Below are 24,653 nucleotides of genomic sequence, written 5' to 3' on the forward strand. Positions count from 1 at the left end.
ATGTCATTAAAGTGTCACATTAAATCCATAAATTTGTCACTGCCAGGTCAGATACTGGCGCCGTCTTAAGAACGGACCTTCTGTAACTTTGGAGAGATTGGATGAAACTCAACAAACTGGCTGGTGTAATCGGATTCACCGCAGCAACCCTGTTTTCTGTCAGCGCTCTGGCTGCCGGTGTGGATAAAGACCTGCCGGATTACACACCGACCAGCGGCATTTCGGGCAACCTGTCCTCTGTCGGCTCGGACACCCTGGCCAACATGATGACCCTGTGGGCCGAAGAATTTAAGCGTTTGTACCCCAACGTCAACGTGCAGATCCAGGCCGCCGGTTCTTCTACCGCCCCGACTGCCCTGACCGAAGGTGTTGCCCAGTTCGGTCCGATGAGCCGTGCCATGAAGGCCGGTGAAGAGGAAGCATTCGAGAAGCGTTACGGCTACAAGCCGACTGCCATCCGCGTTGCAGTCGATGCCTTGGCAGTGTTCGTCAACAAGGACAACCCCATCAAGGGGCTGACCATGCCGCAGATCGACGCCATCTTCTCCAGCACCCTCAAGTGCGGCGAAGCCAAGGCTGCCACCAAGTGGTCTGATCTGGGTCTGGACGGCAACTGGTCCAGCAAGGATCTGCAACTGTTCGGTCGCAACTCCGTATCCGGTACCTACGGTTACTTCAAGGAGCACGCCCTGTGTAACGGCGACTTCAAGAGCGGCGTGAACGAGCAGCCGGGTTCTGCCTCCGTGGTGCAGTCTGTCTCTGCCTCCCTGAACGGCATCGGCTATTCCGGTATCGGTTATGTCACCTCCGGCGTGCGTGCAGTACCGCTCTCCAAAGATGGCAAGACCTTCATCGAAGCGACCTCCGATAACGCCATCACTGGCAAGTATCCGCTGTCACGCTTCCTGTACGTTTACGTGAACAAGCATCCGAACAAGCCGCTCTCCCCGATGGAGCAAGAGTTCGTCAAGATGATGCTCTCCAAAGCAGGCCAGAACATCGTTGCCAAAGATGGCTACGTGCCGGTGCCGGCCAAGGTGGTACAGGCTGACCTGAAAAAGCTGGGTATCATGTAACTGCCCGCAGTCAGCATGCCCTGATAAAACGAGCCCCAAGCGGGCTCGTTTTGTTTTTGGCGGCTGTCAGTTTTGTTAATAGCGCAGGATGGATATTTTTCCGCCAGCCGGGGGCTGGCTCCCTTGCGCAGCAGGGCGGCATTTCCGAGAATAGGGCAACGTTATGGCAAAGGATCCCTTCATGATTGCGTCCCTCACCAAGTTTGGCCTGGTAGCCCTCTGTAGTTCCCTGCTGGTCGCCTGCGCCCAGTCGCCGACCGGCCGCAGCCAGATGCTGCTCTACTCTCCCCAGCAGATGAACCAGCTGGGCGCCGACTCCTTCGAGCAAATGAAGAAGCAGGAGAAGGTGAGCAAGGATGCCAAACTCAACGCCTATGTCTCCTGTGTTGCCAAGGCGGTGACCGCTCAGGTGCCGGCAAGCTATGGCATCACCAACTGGGAAGTGGTGGTGTTTGACTCCAAACAGGTCAACGCCTTCGCCCTGCCCGGCGGCAAGATCGGGGTCTACAGCGGCCTGCTCAAGGTGGCCAAGAATCAGGATCAGCTGGCGACCGTCATCGGCCACGAGCTGACTCACGTGCTGGCCCAGCACTCCAACGAACGACTCTCGCGCAGCCAGCTGGCGGGGATCGGTCTGGCGGCTGCGGACATTGCCATGGGCACCAGCGAGTATCGCGGCGCCACCATGGCCGCCCTTGGCCTCGGTGTCGAGGTGGGGGTGATGTTGCCCTATGGCCGTACTCAGGAGAGCGAAGCGGATCGGCTGGGGCTTGAGCTGATGGCGCGCGCCGGGTTCAATCCGGCCGAGGCGATCCCCCTGTGGCAAAACATGAGTGCCGCCGCCGGTGGCAACACCCCGCCACAACTGCTCTCCACTCACCCGAGCAACGAGAACCGGATCGCCGAGTTGCAGGCGCAACAGGCGCAAGTGTTGCCGCTCTATGAGCAGGCCCGCGCCAACGGTCTGGTGCCCCAATGCAAGGCATAAGCCTGCGCATGGCGCGCAGCGACGATGCCGCCGCCATGACGGTGATGCAGCGAGCCAGCTGGCTCGCTGCCTATGGCCAGGTGCTCGGTGCCGACTTGCTGGAGCAGCTCGATGTCACCGCCCATCTGCAGATTTGGCAGAGCCGTCTGGCCGAGCCGGGCCCAAGGCCCATGCTGCTTTGTCTCGATGAGGTGGTGATTGGCCTGCTCTACTGGCAACCACTGCAGGAAGCGGGACAGAGCCATGCCCTGATCCGCGCTTTTTACCTCCATCCCGACCACTGGCGACAAGGTTATGGCAAACGGCTGTGGCAGGCGGTGGCGATGCAGATGCGCCGCGCCGGTTGCCATAGCGTCAAATTGTGGCTGCTTGATGGCAACCACATCGGCGAGGGGTTCTACCTGCGCCGTGGCTTCGTTTTTGATGGCGAGGAGCGCACCCTGATAAGCCTCGGGCAGCCCTGCCTGCAGCGACAAATGAGCCGTTTGCTCTGATCACTCTCCCATTTTTCGCCTTCGGTCACTTTATTTTTTTTGCGAATTAATACAATGTCCCCTTGGAACAGAGTTGGATAAACACGGGCTGACAAGGGAGTGCTGGCATGTATTACGGCTTTGATATCGGTGGCACCAAGATCGCTTTTGCGGTCTATGACGGTGCATTGAACCTCTGCCACGAGGAGCGCATGAGCACCCCGGGCAACGATTACGAGGGGCTGCAGCAGTTGATCCGCTCCCGGGTCGAACAGGCGGATGCCCGCTTCGGCGCACGGGGCTCGGTCGGTATCGGTTTTCCCGGCGTCATCAATAGCCACGATCACAGCATAGTGGCGGCCAATCTGCCCTCCATCAATGGTCGCCATCTGGGCGCAGATCTGGCCGAACTGCTGGAGCGGCCAGTCAAGGTGGATAACGACGCCAACTGCTTCCTCTGGTCCGAAGTGCATCAAGGGGCAGCCGACGGCGCAGGCAGTGCGCTCGGTGTCACCATCGGTACCGGCATCGGCGGCGCTGTTTATCTGGCGGGCAAGCTTATTCAGGGGCGCAACTGGCTGGCTGGCGAGATTGGTCACTACCCCTTGCCCGCGACCATGCTGATGAAGTACCCCGAGTTGCCCCGTCCCCGTTGTGGCTGCGGCCGTCTGGTCTGTTTTGAAACCTATGCCTCCGGCACTGGTCTGGAGCGTCTCTATCATCATTTCCATGGTCAGCGCGCCACGGGTCACCAGATTGTGGGACGCTTCGAGGCCCATGAACCCCATGCGGTCGAGACGGTCGACTGCTGGTTGGAGATCATGGCCGCCGGGCTTGCCACCGCCATTTCGGTGATTGATCCCGAAGTGGTGGTGTTGGGGGGCGGCCTGAGCGGCCTGCCCGCCCTCTATGAACAGCTGCCGTTGCGTCTGCCCGGTCACTTGCTGCCCGGGGTCGCCCTGCCCGAGATCCGCCAGGCCCGCTTCGGCGGTGCCGGTGGTGTGCGCGGCGCAGCCTTGCTCAATCTATGAGATCAGATGTGGGGTCTGATCTCCCCGAAAAAGGAGTCCTCATGACCCGTCTTGAAATCTGTATCGACAACCTGGAATCCCTGTTCACCGCCCAGCAATCCGGGGCGGATCGCATCGAGCTCTGCTCTGCGCTGGGTCTGGGCGGCCTGACCCCCTCCTACGGTTTTATGCAGCAGGCGGCCCGCCATGCCACCGTGCCGGTTTATGCCATGATCCGCCCGCGCGCCGGGGATTTTTGCTTCAACGACGGCGAGTTCGAGATGATGCTGCAAGATATCGCGGCGGCACGCTCTGCCGGTCTGCAAGGGGTGGTGGTCGGTTTGCTGGATGAGGAGGGACGGGTGCCTGCCGCCAGGCTCAAACAGCTGGTGGATGCAGCAGGGCCGTTGGGAGTCACCTTCCATCGCGCCATCGACCTCTCCTCCGACTGGCGTCTCGATCTGGAGACCATAGTCGCGGCCGGTTGCGAGCGCATTCTGAGCTCGGGCCATGCGCCGACCGCGTTGGCGGGGCTGGAAACCCTGCAGGAGATGCAACAAGCGCTGGCGGGACGTGCCAGCCTGATGCCGGGGGCCGGGGTCAATGCCGACAACGTGCGTACCATCATCGAGTTCACCGGGGTGAGCGAAGTGCATATGTCCGGCATGGGCTGGCGCGGTGGCATGGTGCCGCACGGAGTGAATATGGGCACTTCGGATGATGGTCGGGTCAATATCACCGATGGCGCCAAGGTGGCTGCGGTCAGAGCCTTGCTGGATCGCGGTTAAGCAGATCGCCGCCGTTGGGCGGCGTTCATCCGCATCTTGTGTGAAGTTCCTCCCACTGACGGGGAAATCAGGGGCGCCCCCGGCAGCACCCCGGCCAAAAGTCTGATATTATCCCGCCTCTTTACTACATGGATCTGGAGCAACATCTCAATGTCCCAATACGACTCTATCGAACAGAAGGCCAGCTATGGCATCGGCCGCAACATGGGTGATCAGCTGGCGCAGCAAGCCTTCGCCGGTCTGGATATCCCGGCCCTGCAACAAGGTCTGGCAGATGCCCTGAATGGTCTGGAGTTCGCGGTCAGCCGTGACGATATCAATGATGCCTTCCAGGTGATCACTGCGCGTATGCAAGAAGAGCAGGAAGCCGCCGCCAAGGCCGCCGCTGCTGACGGCGAAGCCTTCCTGGCTGATAACGCCAAGCGCGCTGAAGTGAAGGTGACCGACTCCGGTCTGCAGTACGAAGTGCTGGTAGAAGGCAACGGTGCCGTTCCGGTAGCCGGTCAGTCCGTGCGTGTGCACTACCACGGTACCTTCACCCACGGTGGTGTATTCGACAGCTCCGTTGCTCGCGGCCAGCCGGCTGAATTCCCGGTGACCGGCGTGATCGCTGGCTGGGTTGAAGCGCTGCAGCTGATGCCGGTTGGTTCCAAGTGGAAGCTCTACATCCCCCACGATCTGGCCTACGGTGCCCGTGGCGCGGGCTCCATCCCGCCTTACTCTGCACTGGTATTTGAAGTCGAGCTGCTGGACATCCTGTGATCCTGCTGGCTTGATGCAAACGGCGACCCTCGGGTCGCCGTTTGTTTTTGGGCTATGTGATAGACAGCATTTGTCGCGACCAGCAGGCTGGAGAGCAGAAAAGGGCGGCACTTTTGCGCTTTTTACTGGTTTTTTCAGAAACGGGAACAGGCATACTGCGACTCATTAGAGAGGATAAGGAGAACCCGATGAGCAAGAAGATGAAGAAAGTAGCGGGGCTTGCTCTGTTGCTGCTGAGCATTCCGGCCAGTGCTGATGCCATGCGCTGCAAGAACGCCCTGATCACCGAGGGAGACACCACCGCCGAGATGCTGCTCAAGTGCGGTGAGCCGATGTTGCGTGAAGAGCTCAACCGCAACGAGGAGAACCAGTTTGGCAACATGGTGCAGGTCAAATATGGTGAACGCTGGACCTACAACTTCGGCAAGAACGAGTTCATGCGCTTTGTGACGGTGCGCAACGGCATCATTACCGATATCGAAAACGGCCCGCGCGGCCAGTAGCCGGCGGGCAAAGCATGGATGCACAACAGACAGTAGGGCAAGACCCTTTGGCTCACATGTCCGGCAAGGGGTCGCGGTGACCAAGTTGTCTGACAGCCAGATTGATCTGGCGAGCCAGTCTTAGCCGCTGGCGGCAGGTCAGGCCATGGAGGCTGATCCTGCCCGCGTTGAATTCAAATGTCCCCAGCGACTCGATGGCAAAATAGCCTCGATGAAAGCTCTTGATGTAGCGAGCGATCTGCCGTGGGGATAACTGCTTGAATACCTTCATCACACGGTTCCCTGATTGCCTGGACAGGGCACACTATGGTGTCGGTCGATGACACTGATATGACGGTTTATAAAGATTTGCATGAATCCTTATTTTGCCAGTGAGCTCGGCAAATTGACGGCATCATCGAAAAAGTTGTGCCATGGCAAACCACAGCACCGATATACTGCGGGCTTGAATGGAACAAATAAAAGGGCCTGTGCGTGGAATGGGTTGATGTGGTGGACGAGGATAACCGGGTGATTGGCGTGGCCGAGCGAGCCAAGGTGCGGCGGGAGAATCTCTGCCATCGCGCCAGCTATATTCTGGTGCTCGACGACGCGGATCGGATCCTGGTGCAGCGACGCACCCTCAGCAAGGATTTCTGCCCCGGTATGCTGGATGCTTGCGCCGGTGGTGTGGTCACCACCGGTGAGGAGATGGAGCGCTCCGCCCGCCGCGAGCTGGCCGAAGAGCTGGGGATTATGGATGTTCCACTGCAGGGCTTTGGCAGCTTTTATGCAGAAGGGGAGGGCTACCGGGTCTGGGGCGGCCTCTTCAGTTGCCGTTATCAGGGGCCGTTGCAGTTGCAGGCCGAAGAGGTGAGCGCGGTGCACTGGATGAGCCTGGCCGAGATCGCCGAGCGTGCCAGCGAGTTTACCCCCGACTCCCTGCTCGCCATCGCCACCTGGCAGGCAAGGCGCTGACCAACTTCATATATTCTCTTTTCCAGAGACAAGACGGGCAGCCTGATGGCTGCCCGTCTGCCTTTGTGCATTTACTTGGTCTGCTACACCAGCTTGAGGCGCCGGTTGGTGCGCCCGCAAGCGCTCGGTTTGGCGAGCCAGTGCCCTTGCCAGTCGGTGGCCAGACGCAGCAATGGATATTCCAGATCGAGCCGGGTCACCACCAGCTGGCCCGTTTCATCTCCACTCACGGGATTGCCGCTGGCGGGATCGATGATCTCGACGATGCAGCTCTCGTTGACGATAAAGCCCTGACCGGGCTGACTCTCGTAGGCCACCACTCCCACATCCTGCCACACCAGACAGTTGAGGGCCGCAATACCGTGAATGGCGCGCAGTGGCGCGGTTTCAGGATGGGTGGCTTCGCACAATAGGGCGCGGCGCAGCGAGTCGCTCGGGATCTCCGCTGCCTCGGCCGCTTCCAGCAGGTCGAGCAGGGTCACCAGCGGACCGACGTAGCCGGTGGGTTGATAGCGCAGCAGTGCCTCCAGCTGGCGCTGGGTATCGTGGGGGCCGCAGGGTACCACGGGAGCCCCCAGTTGGCGGGCGCCGTTATCGAAGATAAAGGCGGTGGGGCCAGCATGATAGTCGTGGCCGTTGAGCATCACTTCCCCCGCCTTGAAGCCGGCGGCAAACAGTGCTCGGGCGGCGCCCCACCAGTCTGCCCCGGCATATTCGGGGATGGCCAGCTGACCCGGACAGGAGAAGACCCGCAGCGCCTGACTGGCCGGACGGCCGGTGAGACCGGCAAAGGGGGGATGAGCCTGCTGGGCGGCAAAGAGCTCTTTGCTATCGAGCAGTGGCAGGGTGGCCAGCTCTGCCAGATCCTCGAGGCGGCACTGGCGATAGGCGCTGGAGTAACCGGCGCAATATTGACTGACATGGGTAAGCTGATGATTGAGCTGGTCCAGTTGCTGCTGTTCGCGCATGGCGGGGGGACGAATTTCCAGACCATCGTAATAGTGTTGCATGGGGCCTCCTGGCGCCGTGAAACCAGCTCAAGAGTAGTCTGCCCAAGGGGAAAATGCCTGCCGCTATCCATGGTCAGGCTCAGAGCCGCTGTTAGGCGGCATCGTCACTCTGGGATAAACTGGCGACTTCCCATCACGACTCAGGACGAGAAATCATGATTGCTGTAGGACACCCCCTGCCTGCGGGCGAATTTACCTTTATCACCGCCGAGGGCAAGCAGCTGCGGGATAGCCAGACGCTGTTCGCCGGTAAAAAAGTGGTGCTGTTTGCGGTACCCGGCGCCTTTACTCCCACCTGCTCCAATGCTCATCTGCCCGGCTATGTGGTGCTGGCCGATCAGTTTATGGCCAAAGGGGTGGATGCCATCTGCTGTCTGTCGGTCAACGACGCCTTCGTGATGCGAGCCTGGCAGACGGCCCAGAATGCCGAGGCGATCACCATGCTGGCGGATGGCGATGGCAGCTGGACCCGGGCGCTGGGCCTGGCCAAGGATACCGGCACCTTTGGCGGCATCCGCGCCCAGCGCTTTGCGTTGATCGCCAACGATGGTGTTGTAGAGCAGCTGTTTTTGGAGGCGTCCGGCAAGTTCGAGGTCTCCGATGCCGCGAGCCTGCTGGCTGCACTGTGAAATGTTAATCACGGTTTGATTTCCCCTTGAAATGGGAGGTGGCACAGCTACACTGGCGCCACTTTCCCATGGTGCCTGCCCGTTTGGGCTGGCGCTTCGTTGCAGATAACAAGAGATGAAGATCCTATGACCCTGGCTTTTGTTGCCCTGATTGCCGGACTGGCGCTGCTGGTCTGGAGTGCAGACAAGTTTGTCGACGGTGCCGCCGCCACTGCCCGTTATGCGGGGATGCCGCCGCTGCTGATCGGCATGGTGATCATCGGTTTTGGTACCTCGGCCCCGGAGATGGTGGTCTCGGCGCTGGCGGCGTCCCAGGGCAATCCCGGGTTGGCGCTTGGTAATGCCTATGGCTCCAACATCACCAATATCGCGCTGATCCTGGGTCTGACGGCACTGATCAGCCCTATCGCGGTGGCCTCTCAGGTAGTGCGCAAGGAGATCCCGATCCTGCTCGGTATTACCCTGCTCTCCGGCGCCCTGCTGATCGATGGTCATCTGGGCCGGATGGATGCGGTCATTCTGGGGGCCGTCTTCATTGCCCTGATGGGCTGGTCCATCTGGGCTGGCATGAATGGCAAGGGAGATGCGCTGGATACCGAGACCGCCGAGGATATCGAGAGCGAGGGGATGTCCCTCAAGAGCGCCATCTTCTGGCTGGTAGTCGGGCTGGTGCTGCTGATTGGCGCTTCCCGCCTGTTGGTCTGGGGGGCGGTAACCATCGCTCAGGCGCTTGGTATCAGCGATCTGGTGATTGGTCTCACCATAGTCGCGGTGGGAACCTCCCTGCCGGAGCTGGCCTCGTCCCTCATCGCCATTCGCAAGAACGAGCATGATCTGGCCCTTGGCAACGTGCTCGGCTCCAACCTGTTCAACACCCTGGCGGTGGTGGGGATTGCGGCGGGCATCCACCCGCTCGATGTGGCGCCGGAGGTGCTCACCCGTGACTGGAGCATCATGATGGGGCTGACCCTGTTGCTGCTGGTGATGTGTCTGGGCCGCAAGGGCCAAGGCCGCATCAACCGGCTGGAGGGGGGCGTGCTGCTCACCTGCTTCGTCGCCTACACCGGCTGGCTGCTGACCAGTCAGTTTATCTGATAGGGGTTGGTGAAATGAGAGAGGGGGAAGCGCAAGCTTCCCCCTCTTGTTTTTGCCCAGTGAACCTGTTGGCGAGCGGTGTGCTCAGGCTACTGCCACCAGCTTCTGCCCCTTCTGACTGCTGTCCAGAATGAGGATGCTGGCTTTGGGGAAGAAGTTGAAGGTGGAGGCGGAGGCCCAGGTGTAGGCGCCCATCACCTTGCCAATCACCAGTTCGCCGATAGCCAGATCCGGCAGCATGATGCCATCGCGGATCACATCCACGCTGTCGCAGGTCGGGCCGGAGAGCACCGAGTTGTGCTGCTCGCCACAGGCATAAGGCGTGCTCACCGGATAGGTAACGTGGTCATAGAGCTGGCCGTTGTAGCTGCCGTAGAGACCGTCATCCAGGTAGTACCAGATCTTGTCGCCACGGTGGGCCTTGCCCATCACGCTGGATACCGAAGTCATGGCCGGCGCGCTGATAAAGCGGCCCGGTTCGGCAATCTTCTGCACGGTAGCGGGCAGCTTGGCCAGCGCTTCGCGGATCGGCGCGCAGAAGCCGTCGATATCGAACTCGCCCCCCTCATAATCCACCGGGAAACCGCCGCCGATATCCAGCACCCAGGGCTTGAGCCCGAGCGCCCAAGCCTGCTCCATGATCTCGCGGCAGGCGTCGATGGCCTGCACATGGCGACGGGCATGAGGCACTTGCGAGCCGACGTGGAACGACAGCCCCATCACCTTGATCCCCTTGGCGTGGGCCAGTTGCAGCAGCGGCAGCGCCTGCTCCGGAGTGCAGCCGAACTTCTTGGAGAGATCGACCTTGGTCTCGGGGTTCGGGAAGCTGACCCGCAGCAGCAGTTTCACTTCGTCCTTGTAGGGAATGAACTTCTCCAGCTCCAGCGGGTTGTCGTAGACAAACACGGTGCAGCCGAACTCCAGCGCATAACGGATGTCACTGTCGCGCTTGATGGGATGGGTATGAATGCAACGTCCCGGGCGAACCCCCTGACTGCGCACCAGATCCACTTCGCCATTGGTGGCCAGATCGAAACAGGCCCCCTCTTCCTTCAAGACAGAGACCACCGCCTCATGGGGCAGGGGTTTGAGTGCATAGTGCAATCGTACATCGGGCAGGGCGGCGGCCAGGGCCCGATACTGTTTGCGGACGGCTGCCTTGTCGAGCAGCAGCAGGGGGGAGCCGAATTGTTCAACCAGCTGACGGTAATCTTGTGCGACCACATCTTTTGCAACCAGGGTCTCGTTCATTCTCTTTTGGTCATCCTTAGGGGGCGTGATATGCCCAAGCCATATGCGATTGAACCGGCGACGGCCGGGTCAGGCGAGCGGTCCGGTGGGACCAACCGAACACAGTGCATAAATTGATAACAAAGTGCTTGGTTATGCAGCGGATTATCGGCTTATTGATTCTGTGTGCAAGCATTTTGATTGGATATGTCGGCAAGATTTTCTTGGCGAAACGAGAGGGATCACTGTTCTCTATCCGCCATTTTTCCCGTTTGGGCCACATTTGATCCGTGAGCGCCTAACTTGTTGATAGTTAACTAATATTTAACATTCTTGCCGCGGTTCTGGCGGTCACTAAAAAAATATAAATGGGGGCGGCCAAGTGCGAGACAGCTCACATTTTTTGGATTAACATGCCGACTTCCTAATCCAAACTAGTTCGGATGAAGGTAGCAGGAGAGCGATGGGCAACCATCCACCGAAGAAGTGAATCTTTCAGGTACCGGGCAACCGGTGTGGACTGCTACTGGACGATACTCTGGAGAGACCCGTTAAATCGGGCGCCGAAGGAGCAAGGCACCATGACTACCCGCAAGGGCAGGCTGGCGCCGGAAACTCTCAGGCAAAAGGACAGAGGGGATGGGATGGTTGTACCTGGGCTTGGCCCGCATCCGATCGCCTCTGGCCGATCGCGACACCTATGGGAAGATCATCCTTCTCCTCCTTAATTTCTGTTTCTTAAGGAGGATGCATGTCATCAATTCAATCGGCGTTAACCGCCATCGATAGTTTTATCTGGGGTCCACCCCTGCTGATCCTGCTGGTCGGGACCGGTATCTATCTCACCCTGCGTCTGGGTCTGCTTCAGGTCGTGCGCTTGCCGCTCGCTCTGCGGCTGGTCTTTGGCCGCGATCAGGGGCATGGCAAGCAGGGGGATGTCTCCAGCTTCGGCGCCCTTTGTACCGCACTCTCTGCCACCATCGGTACCGGCAACATCGTCGGAGTGGCTACCGCCATCAAGCTCGGCGGCCCCGGTGCCCTGTTCTGGATGTGGATGGCGGCGCTGTTCGGCATGGCCACCAAGTACGCCGAGTGTCTGCTGGCGGTCAAATATCGCGAGCAGGATGCCAACGGCCAGATGGCTGGCGGCCCCATGTACTATCTGGAGAAGGGGCTCGGTTCCAAGCCGCTGGCCAAGCTGTTTGCCCTGTTCGGCATCGGCGTGGCTTTCTTCGGGATCGGTACCTTCCCGCAGGTCAATGCCATCTCCGACGCCATGAGCCTCTCCTTCTCGGTGCCCCGTGAAGCGACCGCCGTAGTGCTGACCCTGATCGTGGCGCTGGTGACCCTGGGGGGGATCAAATCCATCTCCAGTGTGTCGAGCAAGGTGGTGCCCTTCATGGCCATCTTCTACATCGTCGCCTGTCTGGGCGTGCTGGTGAACAACGCCAGCGCCCTGCCCGATGCCGTCATGCTGGTTATCGAGAGTGCCTTCACCGGCCATGCGGCGACCGGCGGCTTCGTCGGCGCCAGCATCATGCTGGCCATTCAGTCCGGGGTGGCGCGCGGGGTCTTCTCCAACGAATCGGGGCTGGGGTCGGCCCCCATCGCGGCGGCGGCGGCCAAAACCGATTCGTGCGTGGAGCAGGGGCTGGTCTCCATGACAGGTACCTTCATCGACACCATCATCATCTGCACCATGACCGGCCTGACCCTGGTGGTGACCGGCGTGTGGAGCGGCGATGCAAGCGGCGCGGCCATGACCAGTCTGGCCTTTGCCCAGGGGCTCGATGCTCATGTCGGCCAGTATCTGGTGAGCATTGGCCTGCTGTTCTTCGCCTTTACCACCATCCTTGGCTGGAACTACTACGGCGAGCGCTGCACCGAGTATCTGTTCGGGGTTAAGGCAATCAAGCCCTATCGTCTGGTCTATCTGGCGCTGGTGGCGAGCGGTGCTTTCCTCCATCTGGACATGATTTGGCTGCTGGCCGATATCGTTAACGGCCTGATGGCGGTGCCCAACCTCATCGGCCTGATTGGCCTGCGCCATGTGGTGATCGCCGAGACCCGCGCCTATTTTAGCCGCGATCTGGATAGCGAAGCTGAACCGGAGCCGCAGACGGCCTGAACGCCTCGGCCCGTTTCTCGCTCCCCTTGAAAAGAACAAGCCACGACTCCGGTCGTGGCTTTTTGTGCGCTATCTCTGGATGGGGACTTTCCCTCTCCCTTAGGGATAAGGTCAGGATGAGGAGGATAGCCCCTCGCTCAGCAGGCTATCCAGACGTGCTCGCACTTTCTCCACCAGTGCCTGATCGCTACCGCGCCAATCGATGCAGCTTGCCAGCGTGGTGGAGGTTCTCGCCATAAAACGCAGTTCGCCGCCCGCCAGCTCGTAGAAGCGGCTCGCCATTCTGGTTCCCTCATCCACATCACCCGCCACCAGCAGCATGGCTTGCGCCAGCACGGCACCCTGGTGATCCTGTCCCGGCGCCAGCCAGCGCTGGGCGGTACCGGTGATCTTGCGTCCCCCGATCACCAGATTGTACTGACCATCGCAAAAGGAGCCGGGCACGAAGTCATAGCTTCCCTCAAGGCCGTATTCCGCCAGCAGGGTCAGCAGCGGCGCCCCCAGCAGCCGGTAGTAGTGGGCGAGGTCTGTGGTGGTGCGAGGCAGCAGCAGGGATAGGTTAAGGATCCCCGCCCCGTGGGGCACGGCGGTACCGCCACTGTCGCGCACATGCACCGGCCAGCCTTCGTCTGCCAGCTGTTTGCAGGCGGTTTCGTAACGGGGGAGGCGGGTATCTTTGCGAGTGACAATCAGGCATTGGGGCGCCTGCCACAGGTGAGCGCGGGGCTGGCCGTCATGGGCACAGTCGCGCAACCAGCACTGCTCTTGCGCCAGTATTTGTGCGGGTGAAGCGGTATCGGGGAGGGGGGAGTGCAGGCGATAGGGCATGGCGGCATCCTCAAAAAAGGCTGCCCAGCACACTACCCGTGGCGACAGGCAAGGTAAAGCCCCGCAGTGCGGGGCTGTTTGCTATCAGTAGGCTGTGTCTCAGGAGTGGCGCGCTTCGCGCTTGGGCAGCAACAGGTTGAGTACGATGGCGGTGATGCCACCGGTGGCGACGCCGTAGGAGAGCACGCTCTTGGCCAGCTCCGGCAGGTGTTGCAGCACTTCCGGCACCTGCGCGACTCCCAGCCCCATGGCCAGCGACACTGCCAGGATCATCAGGGCGCGGCGATCCAGCTCCTCGCGAGCAATGATGCGCACGCCAGCGGCGGCGATGGTGCCGAACATCACGATAGTGGCGCCCCCCAGCACGGGCTCGGGGATCTGCTGCACCAGACTGGCGACAGCCGGGAACAGGCCGAGCAGGGCCAGCATGGCGGCGATAAAGAGACCGACGTGACGGCTGGCGACGCCGGTCAGCTGAATGACGCCGTTATTCTGGGCGAAGGTGGACATGGGGAAGGTGGAGAAAACCGCCGCCAGCATGGAGTTGGCACCATCAGCCAGCACGCCGCCTTTGATCCGCTCCATATAGACAGGCCCTTCCAGTGGCTCGCCGGAGATATCCGAGGTGGCGGTCATGTCGCCGATCGCTTCGAGCGCCGTCACCACGAAGATGATGGCGAGCGGCACGAACAACTGCCAGTCAAAGCCGAGACCGTAGTGGAGCGGAATGGGCACCATCACCAGCGGGCCGTCGAAGGTGGGGGCGCTCACTTTGCCCAACAGCAGGGCCACGGCATAGCCCGCCAGCATGGCGATCATGATGGCGGAGAGGCGCAACCAGGGGTTGCGACTGCGTTGCAGCAACACGATAAGGCCGAGTACCAGCAGGGAGAGGAAGAGGTTGGTGTGACTGGCGAAGCTGCCATCAGAGAGGGCTGCATAGCCGCCGCCCATGCTGATCAGGCCCACTTTGATCAGGGTCAGGCCGATCAGCAACACCACGATGCCGGTGACCAGCGGGGTGATGATCCGTTTCACCAGATGGAGGAAGCGGCTCATCACCACGATAGTGAGTGCGGCAACCATCATGGTGCCAAACAATGTGCCCAACAGATCCTCGGTGGGCATGGCCGCCTGTTTGAGGGCGAGACCGGAGGCGATGATGGGGCCGAGGAAGTTGAAGCTGGTACCTTGCACCGAGAGCAGGCCGGAACCGATGGGGCCGAAGCGGCGGGTTTGAATGAAGGAGGCGATGCCGGACATGACCAGCGACATGGAGACGATATAACGGGTGTCGGCGGCAGGGAGGCCGAGGGCATTGGCGATAATCAGGGGCGGGGTAATGATGGCGACAAACATGGCGAGCATATGCTGCAGGGCGGCGAACAGCGTCTGGGGCAGAGGCGGGACATCCTCTATGCCATAGACCAGTTCGCTATGGGCTCGCCTGGGTGGATGTGCCTCTCGATTGGCGCGTGTGACAGCAGCCTGTTCCATAAGTACCTCGAATTGTGTGGGGAGGGGGAGAAAATTGGGCGCTATTGTAGTGATTGAAATGAGGCTGACCAGCGCTAATTATGCAAAAAAAGGTTTATTTTTTGATGGGTTGAAACGTTTGCGCGCTGCGATTATCATCTGTCGGTTTGTGTGACCGACCTCTCCTTTTTATTCTCCCCGCTAATGACAATTTTACCACTTTGTAGGTGTAGAATGAGCCCTCGGTATTCATCGTGGAGACTCTGGATGCTCAAGTTGTCAGAGTTCTGGAGTGCGAGGGTTCACTCCGAAGACTTTACTCGTACTCGCATGGGGTTTATGACGGTGCGTTTGCGCCTGCTGACCTGCTTGCTGATGCTCGGATTGCCCGCCTGGGCCGTGGTGGATTGGTTGACCTTGCCCGCCGTTCATTTCGAGCAGCTGTTCCAGGCCAGGATCTTCTGCACCTTGGCGCTCTCGCCACTTATTCCGCTCTCGTACCTCATCCACTTCAAGCGGGAGCGGATGAAGCTGGCCCTTGGCTACCTGATGGCCGTGATGATGCTCTTCTCCCTCTTCTGCCTGAACAGCTTTGGCGCCGGACAGGAGTTGCAGGCGGGCTATGCGGCCTTTCCCTATCTGCTGATCACCCTGTTTGCCATCTTTCCCATCCCCCTCTCCCTCGGCTTGCAACTGGCAGGCGTGGTACTGGTGACCATGCTGCTGGGCCACTGGCTGCTGGTGGGCCAGAGCATCTGGAGTCAGGCCACCCTGAATCAGGTGTGGGTGCTCGGCATGTTTACCATGGCCAGTTGCTGGGTGCAGTGCGGCCAACTCAACATGCTGCTGCGGCTATATCGGGAATCGACCACCGATGAGCTGACCGGCATGATGAACCGCCGCTTGCTGATGAAGCAGCTGGAGCAGGCCAGAATCCGGCTGCAACTCAAGAAGAAGCCCTTTGCGGTGATGCTGCTGGATCTCGATCGCTTCAAGCGGATCAACGATATCTACGGCCATCTGGCGGGGGATGCGGTGCTCAAGGAGGTGGCTACCACCCTGGGGGAGCAGCTGGAGCCTGATATGGTGCTGGGGCGCTATGGCGGCGAAGAGTTTGCCATCCTGATGCACAACTGCGCCGATCCGGCGCTGGCGAGCAAAATGGCCGAGCGGCTGCGCATTGCTGTCGAGGCGCGGCTGGTGAAGAGTCCCACCTCGGACGAATTGCTGGAGGTGACGGTGAGTATCGGGATTGCCATGGCTCGTGCCGATGACACCATCGATATTCTGATCAACCGTGCCGACGAGTGTCTCTATCAGGCCAAGATGGCGGGACGCAACTGCGTGGTGGTCGAGGGGCAGAACCGCGCAAAAACAGATGCCGCCTGAGGGCGGCATCCTGTTGGCAATGTGCTGGCGAGATCAGGCCAGCTTGTACTTGCCGGAGAGCTGCTGGGCCAGCAGCTTGAACATGTTGAAGACCGCCATGGTCTTGCCGGTCGGGGTGCCATCTTCGGCCAGGAAATACTCCCCCTTGAACACCAGAATATCCCCCTTCTGCTCCACCGAATCGGCGCGCATACCGTGGATGAAGTCTTCATGCTCTTTGATGATCTTGTTGGCCATCTCAAGCAGGGCCGTCTCGGTGATCAGCTCTTTCTGTGGTTGCATGCTCGTCTCCTTAAACGACTACTGGACAGGGAAACCGTGGATCCCTGCCTCTGATTGAAGAGGCGCCCAGCATACTGTAAACAGGGTTTTTCTGTCATTGATATGACCCCGATTTGTGGCTGTTTATCCGATCACCAGATTCTTCAACCAGCAGCGCTGGCGAATACGGCGCTGCACCAGCAACACCTTGCTGAGCTCCTCCAGCAAGACCACCGCCACCACCCAGGAGAGGGGCCAGCCGAGCAGCGTGACAGCCACCCAGGCGAGCGGGATGCCGATGCACCACATGCCGACGATGTCGATAAAGATGCTGTAGTTCACATCACCGCCAGAGCGCAGCACCCCGATGATCCCCACCATGTTGAACACCTTGAGCAGCATCCCGAGACACATGATGCCGAGCACCTGTCCTGCTTCCGTCATCAGCTCGGGGGGCAGGTTGCCGACCCACTGCAGCAGGTTGGCTTGCAGCAGCCAGACGATGATCCCCACCAGTAGCGCGCCGATGGGGGCGAGCAGCAGGAACAGCTGGGAGTGCTGCCAGGCGACCTCGTACTCCTCGGCCCCGAGCCGGTGGCCGAGCAGGGTGGAGCAGGCCACCGCCAGTCCGAAGAAGAGGGAGATAAGGATGCTCTCCAGGGTGCCGAGTGTGGTCATGATGGCCAGCGAGTCAGTGCCAAGATGGGCATAGAGAAAGCCGTAAATCAGCATGCCGAAGGCCCAGAGACCGTCATGGAACAGCAGCGGCAGGGCGATCAGGGTAAAGCGCACCACCTCCTTGCGCTTGAAGGCGGCCAGCCAGTCTGGTGCACGCGGGATCAGGCGCGCCTCATAACGCTTTACGTAGAGCAGCAGCAGGGCTGTCTGCAGCAGCCGGGAAATGGTGGTGCCCCAGGCCGAACCGGCGACCCCCATCGCCTCGAAGCCGAAGTGACCGAAGATGAGGGCGTAGTTGAGGATGACGTTGGCGATGATGGCGATAATGCCGATGCGGGTTGGCGCGGCGGCATTGCCGACCGAGCGCAGGGCTGATTCCAGCGGCACTACGATAGCGGTACAGAGGATGGTGGCGCCGGTGATCATCAAGAATTGATCCGCCAGAGCTCGCAGTGCCGGATCCTGACTGGCAAAGCCGAGTACGCTGCCCGGTGATAACACATAGATGAAGGCAAAGGGCAGGGTGACCAGCAGGGCGCCCACTATGGCCAGCGCCAGGGAGCGGCGTACCCCGGCCATCTCCCCGCGCCCGAAGTATTGTGCTGCCAATACCGAGACCCCGCCCGCGAGGCCCGCTATCACCAGCAAATTGAAGAAGAAGACCCGGTTACCCAAGCCGACCGCCGCCACAGCCGTGGTGCCAAGCTGGCTCACCATCATGATATCGATGAGGCCGAGCAGGGAGAACATCATGGATTGCAGCGAGACAGGCAGGGCCAGCCGCCACAATCGGGTCATGAACTCGCGATCGGTGGTTTGTTTTAAAATCGCTTGCCAATAATTCATAGTTGTTAACCGGGTATGAGAAAAGCAAGGTTTGTCAGGGGTATGATAGGGGCTGGCGAGGCTCTTCTCACTGTGAGTAGCTCTCGATTTTCTTGTGTAAAACTATCCTGTTGAGGTGTTATGCCATTTGCCAGCGAGTGTCTGGAGATAGCGCCAGCCTGTGAAGAGCAGATGCTGGGACGTGAAGGGCTGCCCCTGCTCGGCGAGGCAGGGATCTTCCTGACCGGCCTCTCCCGGGTGCGGGATCACTACCTGATCCGCCGCAATCGCCCCGAGTTTCACATCCTGATGGTGAGTCACGATGAGGGGGGCGCGCTGCTCACCGACGAGGGGGATCAACCCATTCCGGCCGGATCGCTGATTTTCCTGCCGGCCGCCGTCCCCGGTGGTCTCAAACTGATTGGCGAAAGCTGGCAGATCAGCTGGATTTTGCTCGATGACGTGCCGCGCTGGCAGCACCTGCATCGCCTTGGTCACCGTATCTGGCAAGGGGATGGCGGCGATCAACTCTACCATCTGCTCAGCCTGATGCAGGGGGAGGGGGTTCGCTCTTCGCTGCAACCTCAACTGCTCAGCCTGTTGCTGGCGCTGCTGGAGCGTACCCTGCAAGGGGAGGTGCGCGGCACCCCTGAACTCAGGTTGCAGGCACTGTTTCGCCGGGTGGAGGCGCGCCTGGACGAACCCTGGAGTGTCGCCCTGCTGGCCCGACAGATGGCCTGCTCCGTTCCCCATCTGCACCGGCTCTGTCAGCAAGCGTTCGGTATGGGGCCGATGGCGAGGGTGACCGAGCTCAGAATGAACAAGGCGCGCCAGCTGCTGCTCTATACCAACTGGCCACTTGGCGAGCTGGCGGCCCGGGTCGGTTACAGCGATGGGGCCAACTTTGCCAACCGCTTTCGCCGTCTGACTGGTCAGACCCCCGGCGCCTTTCGTCGACTGGGTCGCAAACCTTTTGCAACGGATGTGCAAACTCTTTGAAATTAATGAGACAAGCCCCTAGGATCGGCGGGTCCCTGCGTCTAGCTAACCGTTTAGGTACCAAGATCCATGTTTGAAGATAATAACCAGAAACGTCCTCTCTACATTCCCTACGCCGGTCCCGCCCTGCTGGAGACCCCTTTGCTCAACAAGGGCAGCGCCTTCACCAGCGAAGAGCGCAGCAACTTCAACCTCGAAGGTCTGTTGCCCCAAAATATCGAGACCATCGAAGAGCAGGCCGAGCGCGCCTATCGCCAGTTCATGGCGTTTGGCAACGACATGGACAAGCACATCTATCTGCGCAACATCCAGGATACCAACGAGACACTGTTCTACCGTCTGCTGCACAACCACCTGACCGAGATGCTGCCCATCATCTATACCCCGACTGTCGGTAAGGCGTGTGAGGAGTTCTCCAACATCTATCGCCGCGCCCGTGGCCTGTTTATCTCCTATCCGGACAAGGACAGGATCGATGACATGCTGCAAAACGCCACCAAGCAGAACGTCAAGGTGATCGTGGTGACCGATGGCGAGCGGATCCTGGGTCTGGGTGACCAGGGGATCGGCGGCATGGGCATTCCCATCGGCAAGCTCTCCCTCTACACCGCCTGTGGTGGCATCTCGCCCGCCTACTGTCTGCCGGTGGTGCTGGATGTCGGCACCAACAACCAGCAACTGCTGAATGACCCCTTCTATATGGGGTGGCGCAATCCGCGTATCTCGGGGGATGAGTACGCCGAGTTTGTCGATGCCTTCATTCAGGCGGTCAAACGCCGCTGGCCCGATATCCTGCTGCAGTTCGAGGACTTCGCCCAGAACAACGCCATGCCGCTGCTCAACCGCTACAAGAACGAGCTCTGCTGCTTCAACGACGACATTCAGGGTACTGCTGCTGTGACCCTGGGCAGCCTGATCGCCGCCTGCAAGGCCTCCGGAGCCAAGCTCTCCGAGAAGCGGGTTGCCTTCCTCGGGGCGGGCAGCGCCGGTTGCGGTATCGCCGAGCAGATCGTGGCACAGATGAAGGCCGAGGGGCTGACCGATGCCCAGGCCCGCAGCCGTGTCTTTATGGTGGACCGCTTTGGTCTTATCACCGACAAGATCCCCAACCAGCTCGACTTCCAGCGCCGTCTCTCCCAACCGGTGGAGCGCATCGCCGACTGGCCGGTGGGTGACAACATCTCCCTGCTGGAGGTGATGGAGCATGGTCGCCCGGACATCCTGATCGGGGTCTCCGGCCAGCCGGGGCTGTTTACCGAAGAGGTGGTCAAGACCATGCACAAGCACTGTGCCCGTCCCATCATCTTCCCGCTCTCCAACCCCACCTCCCGGGTCGAGGCGACGCCGGCAGACCTTATCCGCTGGACCGACGGTCAGGCGCTGGTGGCCACCGGCAGCCCGTTCGCACCGGTGGAGCACAAGGGCAAGCGCTACGTCATCGCCCAGTGCAACAACTCCTTCATCTTCCCGGGGATCGGCCTTGGCGTCATCGCCTCCGGCGCCACCCGGGTAACCGACGCCATGCTGATGTCGGCCAGTCGCGCGCTGGCGGAGTGTTCACCGCTGGTGAAAGGGGAGGAGGGCTCCCTGCTGCCGGATCTGGCGGATATCCATCAGGTCTCCCGCTACATCGCCAAGATGGTGGCCAAGACCGCCATGCTGCAGGGCAAGGCGGTGCAGACTCCGGACGAGGTGATCGATCAGGCCATCGACGCCAACTTCTGGCATCCGGAATATCGCCGCTACCGCCGCACTTCGTTCTGATTTCTGCGCAAAGACGCAAAGCAAAAGGGATGCCTCGGCATCCCTTTTTACTGCACGTCTGACATGGTTATCGCCTCAAGATCAACTACTCGCTGCCGCCCTGTACGCCGGTGACGCGCACCTCGACCCGGCGATCCGGCCCAAGGCAGTCGATGAGCGCCGCCTTCGCCTTGATGGCATCACACTGGTTGCCGGTGACCGGATTGCTCGCACCATTTCCCTGGATGCTCACCTTGTCGGCAGGCAGCCCTTTGCTGATCAGAAAGTCGGCAACGGTTTGGGCCCGAGCTTCTGACAACCTCTGATTGTTGGCATCCGAGCCGATGCGGTCGGTATACCCCATCACCACCGCACTGCCATCCTTGGGCTGCACGTCGACGATCTGCTGGTAGAGATCGTCCAGCGCACTCATCCCCTCCTGTTTGAGGTCCGCTTTGCCAAAGGCGAACAACACATCGGAACTGAGGTTAAAGGTCTGATCCACCACCTCCGGTTCGGCCGGTGGCGGGGGAACCACGACCGGGGCGGGCGTGGGGGCTGCTTCTTTGGGTTGGCTGCGGTTCGGGTGGATCACCAGCTCCAGCGTGGCGGTGCTGATGTCGCTGACCCAGCGCTGGGTACCGCTGTTGGCTTTGCCGTTATCCGGATCATCGCCAACGCGCACTATGTAACGGTAGCGTGCCTGCAGATCGACCCAGTCATGGAGCCGGGCCGTCACTCCCAGACCCGCTAGCGGCGCCAGGTTGTCGTCCCCGCCATTGACCGACTCGACGTGATAGATATAGCCACCGCCTTCGGCAAAGATCGAAAACATCTCGCTGAGCGGCAGGCGGCCAATGACTGACAGCGTGGCTCCCTTGCTGTTGAAGTCATGGCCGCTGATATCCCAGTCACCGGTGGAGAGATAGCCAATCTCGGCCCCCAGATTTTCCGTGAAGTTGTAGCCGCCAAACAGGGAGAGCGCAGTCGCATCCTTGCCAACATCCTGACTGAAATCATTCAGATTATGGGCAACGGCCCAGCCACCGCCAACCCCGGCATACCAGTCGTGCACCGGTTCCGCTTGTGCGCCTGTGCTCGCCAATGCCAGTGCAATCCACACAGGTTTTACTCTTATGTTCATCGCGTATCCTCGTCGATGTTTGGTGTAGTGGGGTTGCCTGCTGGCCAAACCCCACACTTATGTATAGGTGACGGGCTGTTTTTAACCACCAAAGAGGTATGGGGGGCGACACGCCGTGAACTAGGGCGCGAGACGGGAAGAGGAAGGGGGCAATAGAGGGTTACAAAGTGGGTGAAATAAGCGGCAAGAAAAAGGAGGCCAGGTGGCCTCCTTGTTATGTCGGACTGCAGGATTACTGTTGTACTTGCTGCACGCCGGTGACGCGTACTTCTACGCGGCGATCCGGTGCCAGGCAGGAGATCAGCTGAGCCTTGCCCTTGACGCTGTTGCACTGGGTACCGGTGACCGGATTGGCTTCACCGCGACCTTCGATGGCAACTTTGCCAGCCGGCAGACCTTTGCCAACCAGGAAGTCGGCTACGGTACGGGCACGCGCTTCGGATAGTTTCAGGTTGTAGGCGTCAGAGCCGATACGGTCGGTGTAACCGACGACCACGGCGCTGCCATCTTTCGGCTGAACATCAACGATCTGCTGATACAGGGTGTTCAGCGCTGCGACACCTTCTGGCTTGAGGGTGGATTTGCCAAAGGCAAACAGCACGTCAGAGCTCAGGGCGAAGTTCTTGTCGACCAGTACCGGCTCGGGAACCGGCTCAGGCGCAGGGGCGGCAACCGGGGCAACATAAGAGGTGCGGTTCGGGTGCATCACCAGCTCCAGGGTCGCGACGCTCATGTCGCTCTCCCAGGTTTTCTGCTCGTCACCCAGATTCCACAGATAGCGGTAGCGTGCTTGCACATCGATAAGGTCGGAGAGCTTGGCAGTCAGGCCCAGACCCGCCAGCGGCGCAGTGCCGTTGTCGCTGTTGCCATTGCCGTTGACGTGATTGAAGTAGGCACCGCCTTCAGCAAACACCGAGAAGATATCGCCGAGCGGCAGGCGGGCGATACCGGAGAGGGTGGCACCCTGGGTTTTGAAATCGGCACCGTCAACGCCCGCTTTACCGGCGTAGAGGTAGCCCAGTTCAGCTGCGTAGTAGTCGTTGAAGTTGTAACCGCCGAACAGGCTCAGCGCAGTGGCATCTTTGTCAGTGTCTTTGCCAAAATCATCCAGACCGTGGGCATAAGCCCAACCTGCACCAACACCGGTGTACCAGTCATCGGCAGCCTGAGCTGTGGTGCCTGCGGCGACGAGCGCCAGTGCAATCAGGGTAGGAGCCATTTTGAGTTTCATCGGTTTATCCTCGTTGTGTTAGCCCATGTCGGGCAATGCACTTGTTTTTATTGCTGCGAAAAATCGCCAGCAAAGTGGATAGCGAAGGCTTTGGACTCTCATGATGCATTGGCGTCATGGACAACAGACCGGACAAGAAGCGCTTTTTAGTGCTTATCCAATACCTTACAGGCGCAACTACTTTATGCTTTCGAGACGGGGCAGGCAAGGGTAGGGAGGCGGGAGTGAGGGATGCAAGCGAGAACTAGGCAAACAAAAAGGGATGCAGCAGCATCCCTTTTTTTCGCACTATCTGAACGAGGTCAGATTATTGCTGAACTTCTTGTACGCCAGATACGCGAACTTCTACGCGACGATCCGGAGCCAGGCAGGAGATCAGTTGAGCTTTAGCAGTTACGCCGTTGCACTTGGTGCCGGTAACCGGGTTAGCTTCGCCACGACCTTCGATGGCAACTTTGCTGGCAGCCATACCTTTGCTCACCAGGAAGTTGGCAACGGTACGGGCACGGGCTTCAGACAGCTTCTGGTTGTAAGCGTCGGAACCGATACGGTCGGTGTAACCAACAACAACAGCGTTGCCATCTTTCGGCTGGAACTCAACGATTTGCTGATACAGACCGTTCAGGGCTGCAACGCCTTCCGGCTTCAGGGTGTCTTTGCCGAAGGCAAACAGCACGTCTGAGTTCAGGGCGAAGTTCTTCTCTACCACTTGCGGAGCAGGAGCAGGCGCTTCTTCAACAACCGGAGCAGCTACCGGCGCTACGTATGAAGTACGGAACGGGTGGTATACCGCTTCCAGAGTAGCGATGCTCTGGTTGGCTTTGTAACGCTCACCGTTGGCGTGCAGGTCAGCCACGTCCCACATGTAGCGGTAGCGAGCTTGCAGATCCAGCGCGTCATTTACCTTGTAAGTCACACCAGCACCGGCCAGCGGGGAAACTTTAGTGTCGCTGGTACCCAGACCATCGGTGTGACCCCAGTAGGCGCCGCCTTCAGCGAACAGGGAGAAGTCGTTGCCAACCGGCATACGGGCGATACCGGACAGGGTGGCACCCTGGCTCTCGTAACGGTTGCCGTCGGTGTTGCCACGACCGGTGTACTGGTAGCCCAGTTCGGTACCGAAGTTTTCGGTGAAGTTGTAACCCATGAAGGCGTTGGCAGCAGCCGCGTCTTCCTGGCCTACATTGGTGCTTTCCAGCTTGTTCAGGCCGTTGAAGTGAGTAGCACCGACACCGGCACCGAAGTAGATGTCGTCAGCGGCGTGAGCAGCGGTAGCACCCAGAGCAGCCATGGCGATGGCGATCATGGAAGGAGCCATTTTCATCATAAAAAAATCCTCGTTGAGATCGCACGTTATTCACGTGCTTCACACTTTGTAATTTATGTAAGCTGCAGGCTCCGCCGTACGGCTGGCGTCGAGTCTGGCAGAT

At 60.0% G+C, this 24,653-nt stretch carries 24 protein-coding genes and 1 riboswitch; of the genes, 14 read left to right on the plus strand and 10 right to left on the minus strand.

Annotated features, from left to right (window positions below):
* Positions 1–101: 101 nt before the first annotated feature.
* The 7 genes from AB5Y99_RS12490 to AB5Y99_RS12520 all read left to right on the plus strand — a co-directional run bounded on the left by AB5Y99_RS12490 (position 102) and on the right by AB5Y99_RS12520 (position 5,600).
* Entirely contained in the window at positions 102–1,076 is a 975-nt protein-coding gene (locus tag AB5Y99_RS12490) for a PstS family phosphate ABC transporter substrate-binding protein (protein ID WP_005338411.1), read from the plus strand.
* Positions 1,077–1,257: 181 nt separating this feature from the next.
* Positions 1,258–2,064, plus strand: coding sequence for a M48 family metallopeptidase (locus AB5Y99_RS12495; RefSeq protein WP_005358873.1), 807 nt, complete (start codon positions 1,258–1,260; stop codon positions 2,062–2,064).
* On the plus strand, positions 2,052–2,558 hold the full coding sequence (locus tag AB5Y99_RS12500) for a GNAT family N-acetyltransferase (protein WP_184232577.1): 507 nt from the start codon (positions 2,052–2,054) through the stop codon (positions 2,556–2,558). Before AB5Y99_RS12495 ends, AB5Y99_RS12500 begins: the two co-directional genes overlap by 13 nt.
* A gap of 107 nt (positions 2,559–2,665) precedes the next feature.
* The gene (locus tag AB5Y99_RS12505; protein ID WP_005338407.1) at positions 2,666–3,568 is read left to right on the plus strand and encodes an ROK family protein; all 903 of its coding nucleotides are present in this window, start codon (positions 2,666–2,668) and stop codon (positions 3,566–3,568) included.
* Between the two features lie 41 nt (positions 3,569–3,609).
* Positions 3,610–4,335 carry a copper homeostasis protein CutC gene (locus AB5Y99_RS12510; protein WP_201972982.1) on the plus strand — a complete coding sequence of 242 codons (726 nt, stop codon included), beginning with the start codon at positions 3,610–3,612 and terminating at the stop codon, positions 4,333–4,335.
* Between the two features lie 150 nt (positions 4,336–4,485).
* Complete coding sequence (locus AB5Y99_RS12515; protein WP_005338405.1) at positions 4,486–5,097, plus strand: FKBP-type peptidyl-prolyl cis-trans isomerase; 612 nt, start codon at positions 4,486–4,488, stop codon at positions 5,095–5,097.
* A gap of 188 nt (positions 5,098–5,285) precedes the next feature.
* Positions 5,286–5,600 carry a DUF2845 domain-containing protein gene (locus tag AB5Y99_RS12520; RefSeq protein WP_005338404.1) on the plus strand — a complete coding sequence of 105 codons (315 nt, stop codon included), beginning with the start codon at positions 5,286–5,288 and terminating at the stop codon, positions 5,598–5,600.
* Positions 5,601–5,652: 52 nt separating this feature from the next.
* On the opposite strand, the gene AB5Y99_RS12525 is transcribed toward AB5Y99_RS12520, so the two are convergent.
* Complete coding sequence (locus AB5Y99_RS12525; RefSeq protein ID WP_005338403.1) at positions 5,653–5,871, minus strand: DUF1107 family protein; 219 nt, start codon at positions 5,869–5,871, stop codon at positions 5,653–5,655.
* Positions 5,872–6,074: 203 nt separating this feature from the next.
* Here AB5Y99_RS12525 and yfcD point away from each other — a divergent pair, with 203 nt between their 5' ends.
* Positions 6,075–6,557: an NUDIX hydrolase YfcD gene (yfcD, locus tag AB5Y99_RS12530; protein WP_047435956.1), complete on the plus strand. Its 483-nt coding sequence runs from the start codon at positions 6,075–6,077 to the stop codon at positions 6,555–6,557.
* A gap of 83 nt (positions 6,558–6,640) precedes the next feature.
* Here yfcD and AB5Y99_RS12535 read toward each other — a convergent pair whose 3' ends face one another.
* The gene (locus tag AB5Y99_RS12535; RefSeq protein WP_058056707.1) at positions 6,641–7,567 is read right to left on the minus strand and encodes a phenylacetate--CoA ligase family protein; all 927 of its coding nucleotides are present in this window, start codon (positions 7,565–7,567) and stop codon (positions 6,641–6,643) included.
* Positions 7,568–7,722: 155 nt separating this feature from the next.
* On the opposite strand from AB5Y99_RS12535, the gene AB5Y99_RS12540 reads away from it, so the two are divergent.
* Positions 7,723–8,196, plus strand: a complete 474-nt coding sequence (locus AB5Y99_RS12540; protein WP_247824113.1) for a peroxiredoxin — start codon at positions 7,723–7,725, stop codon at positions 8,194–8,196.
* A 126-nt stretch (positions 8,197–8,322) separates the two neighbouring features.
* The gene (locus AB5Y99_RS12545) at positions 8,323–9,291 is read left to right on the plus strand and encodes a calcium/sodium antiporter (protein WP_247824114.1); all 969 of its coding nucleotides are present in this window, start codon (positions 8,323–8,325) and stop codon (positions 9,289–9,291) included.
* 84 nt (positions 9,292–9,375) lie between these two features.
* Here the strand turns inward: AB5Y99_RS12545 and AB5Y99_RS12550 are convergent, their stop codons facing one another.
* Positions 9,376–10,542, minus strand: coding sequence for a type III PLP-dependent enzyme (locus AB5Y99_RS12550; protein ID WP_005343923.1), 1,167 nt, complete (start codon positions 10,540–10,542; stop codon positions 9,376–9,378).
* A gap of 507 nt (positions 10,543–11,049) precedes the next feature.
* A riboswitch (glycine riboswitch) is annotated at positions 11,050–11,165 on the plus strand.
* 107 nt (positions 11,166–11,272) lie between these two features.
* Between AB5Y99_RS12550 and AB5Y99_RS12555 the strand changes: the two genes are divergently transcribed.
* Positions 11,273–12,649: a sodium:alanine symporter family protein gene (locus AB5Y99_RS12555; protein ID WP_021229128.1), complete on the plus strand. Its 1,377-nt coding sequence runs from the start codon at positions 11,273–11,275 to the stop codon at positions 12,647–12,649.
* Positions 12,650–12,760: 111 nt separating this feature from the next.
* On the opposite strand, the gene AB5Y99_RS12560 is transcribed toward AB5Y99_RS12555, so the two are convergent.
* Complete coding sequence (locus AB5Y99_RS12560) at positions 12,761–13,477, minus strand: protein ligase (RefSeq protein WP_368209807.1); 717 nt, start codon at positions 13,475–13,477, stop codon at positions 12,761–12,763.
* 99 nt (positions 13,478–13,576) lie between these two features.
* Positions 13,577–14,974: a nucleobase:cation symporter-2 family protein gene (locus AB5Y99_RS12565; RefSeq protein WP_040066712.1), complete on the minus strand. Its 1,398-nt coding sequence runs from the start codon at positions 14,972–14,974 to the stop codon at positions 13,577–13,579.
* A gap of 246 nt (positions 14,975–15,220) precedes the next feature.
* Here AB5Y99_RS12565 and AB5Y99_RS12570 point away from each other — a divergent pair, with 246 nt between their 5' ends.
* Complete coding sequence (locus tag AB5Y99_RS12570) at positions 15,221–16,342, plus strand: GGDEF domain-containing protein (RefSeq protein ID WP_005338383.1); 1,122 nt, start codon at positions 15,221–15,223, stop codon at positions 16,340–16,342.
* 33 nt (positions 16,343–16,375) lie between these two features.
* Here the strand turns inward: AB5Y99_RS12570 and AB5Y99_RS12575 are convergent, their stop codons facing one another.
* Positions 16,376–16,624 (minus strand): YciN family protein, encoded by a 249-nt coding sequence (locus AB5Y99_RS12575; protein ID WP_005338382.1) that lies wholly within the window; start codon positions 16,622–16,624, stop codon positions 16,376–16,378.
* Positions 16,625–16,747: 123 nt separating this feature from the next.
* Positions 16,748–18,127: an MATE family efflux transporter gene (locus AB5Y99_RS12580; RefSeq protein ID WP_005338381.1), complete on the minus strand. Its 1,380-nt coding sequence runs from the start codon at positions 18,125–18,127 to the stop codon at positions 16,748–16,750.
* Between the two features lie 120 nt (positions 18,128–18,247).
* Between AB5Y99_RS12580 and AB5Y99_RS12585 the strand changes: the two genes are divergently transcribed.
* Both AB5Y99_RS12585 and AB5Y99_RS12590 read left to right on the plus strand, forming a co-directional pair.
* Positions 18,248–19,105 (plus strand): AraC family transcriptional regulator, encoded by an 858-nt coding sequence (locus AB5Y99_RS12585; protein ID WP_201296160.1) that lies wholly within the window; start codon positions 18,248–18,250, stop codon positions 19,103–19,105.
* 69 nt (positions 19,106–19,174) lie between these two features.
* Complete coding sequence (locus AB5Y99_RS12590) at positions 19,175–20,869, plus strand: NAD-dependent malic enzyme (protein WP_005338379.1); 1,695 nt, start codon at positions 19,175–19,177, stop codon at positions 20,867–20,869.
* Between the two features lie 85 nt (positions 20,870–20,954).
* Here the strand turns inward: AB5Y99_RS12590 and AB5Y99_RS12595 are convergent, their stop codons facing one another.
* The 3 genes from AB5Y99_RS12595 to ompA (AB5Y99_RS12605) form a co-directional block, all read right to left on the minus strand.
* Entirely contained in the window at positions 20,955–21,992 is a 1,038-nt protein-coding gene (locus AB5Y99_RS12595; RefSeq protein WP_323890923.1) for an OmpA family protein, read from the minus strand.
* Positions 21,993–22,224: 232 nt separating this feature from the next.
* Positions 22,225–23,223, minus strand: coding sequence for a porin OmpA (gene ompA, locus AB5Y99_RS12600; RefSeq protein WP_323890925.1), 999 nt, complete (start codon positions 23,221–23,223; stop codon positions 22,225–22,227).
* 307 nt (positions 23,224–23,530) lie between these two features.
* The gene (ompA, locus tag AB5Y99_RS12605; protein ID WP_013723997.1) at positions 23,531–24,550 is read right to left on the minus strand and encodes a porin OmpA; all 1,020 of its coding nucleotides are present in this window, start codon (positions 24,548–24,550) and stop codon (positions 23,531–23,533) included.
* Positions 24,551–24,653 lie beyond the last annotated feature (103 nt).

The sequence above is a fragment of the Aeromonas sp. R4-2 genome (assembly GCF_040908295.1).
GTDB lineage: Bacteria > Pseudomonadota > Gammaproteobacteria > Enterobacterales > Aeromonadaceae > Aeromonas > Aeromonas veronii.

Coding starts and splice junctions, on each gene's coding strand:
- AB5Y99_RS12490 (WP_005338411.1), top strand. CDS start 102: ATGAAACTCAACAAACTGGCTGGTGTAATCGGATTCACCGCAGCAACC.
- AB5Y99_RS12495 (WP_005358873.1), top strand. CDS start 1,258: ATGATTGCGTCCCTCACCAAGTTTGGCCTGGTAGCCCTCTGTAGTTCC.
- AB5Y99_RS12500 (WP_184232577.1), top strand. CDS start 2,052: ATGCAAGGCATAAGCCTGCGCATGGCGCGCAGCGACGATGCCGCCGCC.
- AB5Y99_RS12505 (WP_005338407.1), top strand. CDS start 2,666: ATGTATTACGGCTTTGATATCGGTGGCACCAAGATCGCTTTTGCGGTC.
- AB5Y99_RS12510 (WP_201972982.1), top strand. CDS start 3,610: ATGACCCGTCTTGAAATCTGTATCGACAACCTGGAATCCCTGTTCACC.
- AB5Y99_RS12515 (WP_005338405.1), top strand. CDS start 4,486: ATGTCCCAATACGACTCTATCGAACAGAAGGCCAGCTATGGCATCGGC.
- AB5Y99_RS12520 (WP_005338404.1), top strand. CDS start 5,286: ATGAGCAAGAAGATGAAGAAAGTAGCGGGGCTTGCTCTGTTGCTGCTG.
- AB5Y99_RS12525 (WP_005338403.1), bottom strand. CDS start 5,871: ATGAAGGTATTCAAGCAGTTATCCCCACGGCAGATCGCTCGCTACATC.
- AB5Y99_RS12535 (WP_058056707.1), bottom strand. CDS start 7,567: ATGCAACACTATTACGATGGTCTGGAAATTCGTCCCCCCGCCATGCGC.
- AB5Y99_RS12540 (WP_247824113.1), top strand. CDS start 7,723: ATGATTGCTGTAGGACACCCCCTGCCTGCGGGCGAATTTACCTTTATC.
- AB5Y99_RS12545 (WP_247824114.1), top strand. CDS start 8,323: ATGACCCTGGCTTTTGTTGCCCTGATTGCCGGACTGGCGCTGCTGGTC.
- AB5Y99_RS12550 (WP_005343923.1), bottom strand. CDS start 10,542: ATGAACGAGACCCTGGTTGCAAAAGATGTGGTCGCACAAGATTACCGT.
- AB5Y99_RS12555 (WP_021229128.1), top strand. CDS start 11,273: ATGTCATCAATTCAATCGGCGTTAACCGCCATCGATAGTTTTATCTGG.
- AB5Y99_RS12560 (WP_368209807.1), bottom strand. CDS start 13,477: ATGCCCTATCGCCTGCACTCCCCCCTCCCCGATACCGCTTCACCCGCA.
- AB5Y99_RS12565 (WP_040066712.1), bottom strand. CDS start 14,974: ATGGAACAGGCTGCTGTCACACGCGCCAATCGAGAGGCACATCCACCC.
- AB5Y99_RS12570 (WP_005338383.1), top strand. CDS start 15,221: ATGCTCAAGTTGTCAGAGTTCTGGAGTGCGAGGGTTCACTCCGAAGAC.
- AB5Y99_RS12575 (WP_005338382.1), bottom strand. CDS start 16,624: ATGCAACCACAGAAAGAGCTGATCACCGAGACGGCCCTGCTTGAGATG.
- AB5Y99_RS12580 (WP_005338381.1), bottom strand. CDS start 18,127: ATGAATTATTGGCAAGCGATTTTAAAACAAACCACCGATCGCGAGTTC.
- AB5Y99_RS12585 (WP_201296160.1), top strand. CDS start 18,248: ATGCCATTTGCCAGCGAGTGTCTGGAGATAGCGCCAGCCTGTGAAGAG.
- AB5Y99_RS12590 (WP_005338379.1), top strand. CDS start 19,175: ATGTTTGAAGATAATAACCAGAAACGTCCTCTCTACATTCCCTACGCC.
- AB5Y99_RS12595 (WP_323890923.1), bottom strand. CDS start 21,992: ATGAACATAAGAGTAAAACCTGTGTGGATTGCACTGGCATTGGCGAGC.
- ompA (WP_323890925.1), bottom strand. CDS start 23,223: ATGAAACTCAAAATGGCTCCTACCCTGATTGCACTGGCGCTCGTCGCC.
- ompA (WP_013723997.1), bottom strand. CDS start 24,550: ATGATGAAAATGGCTCCTTCCATGATCGCCATCGCCATGGCTGCTCTG.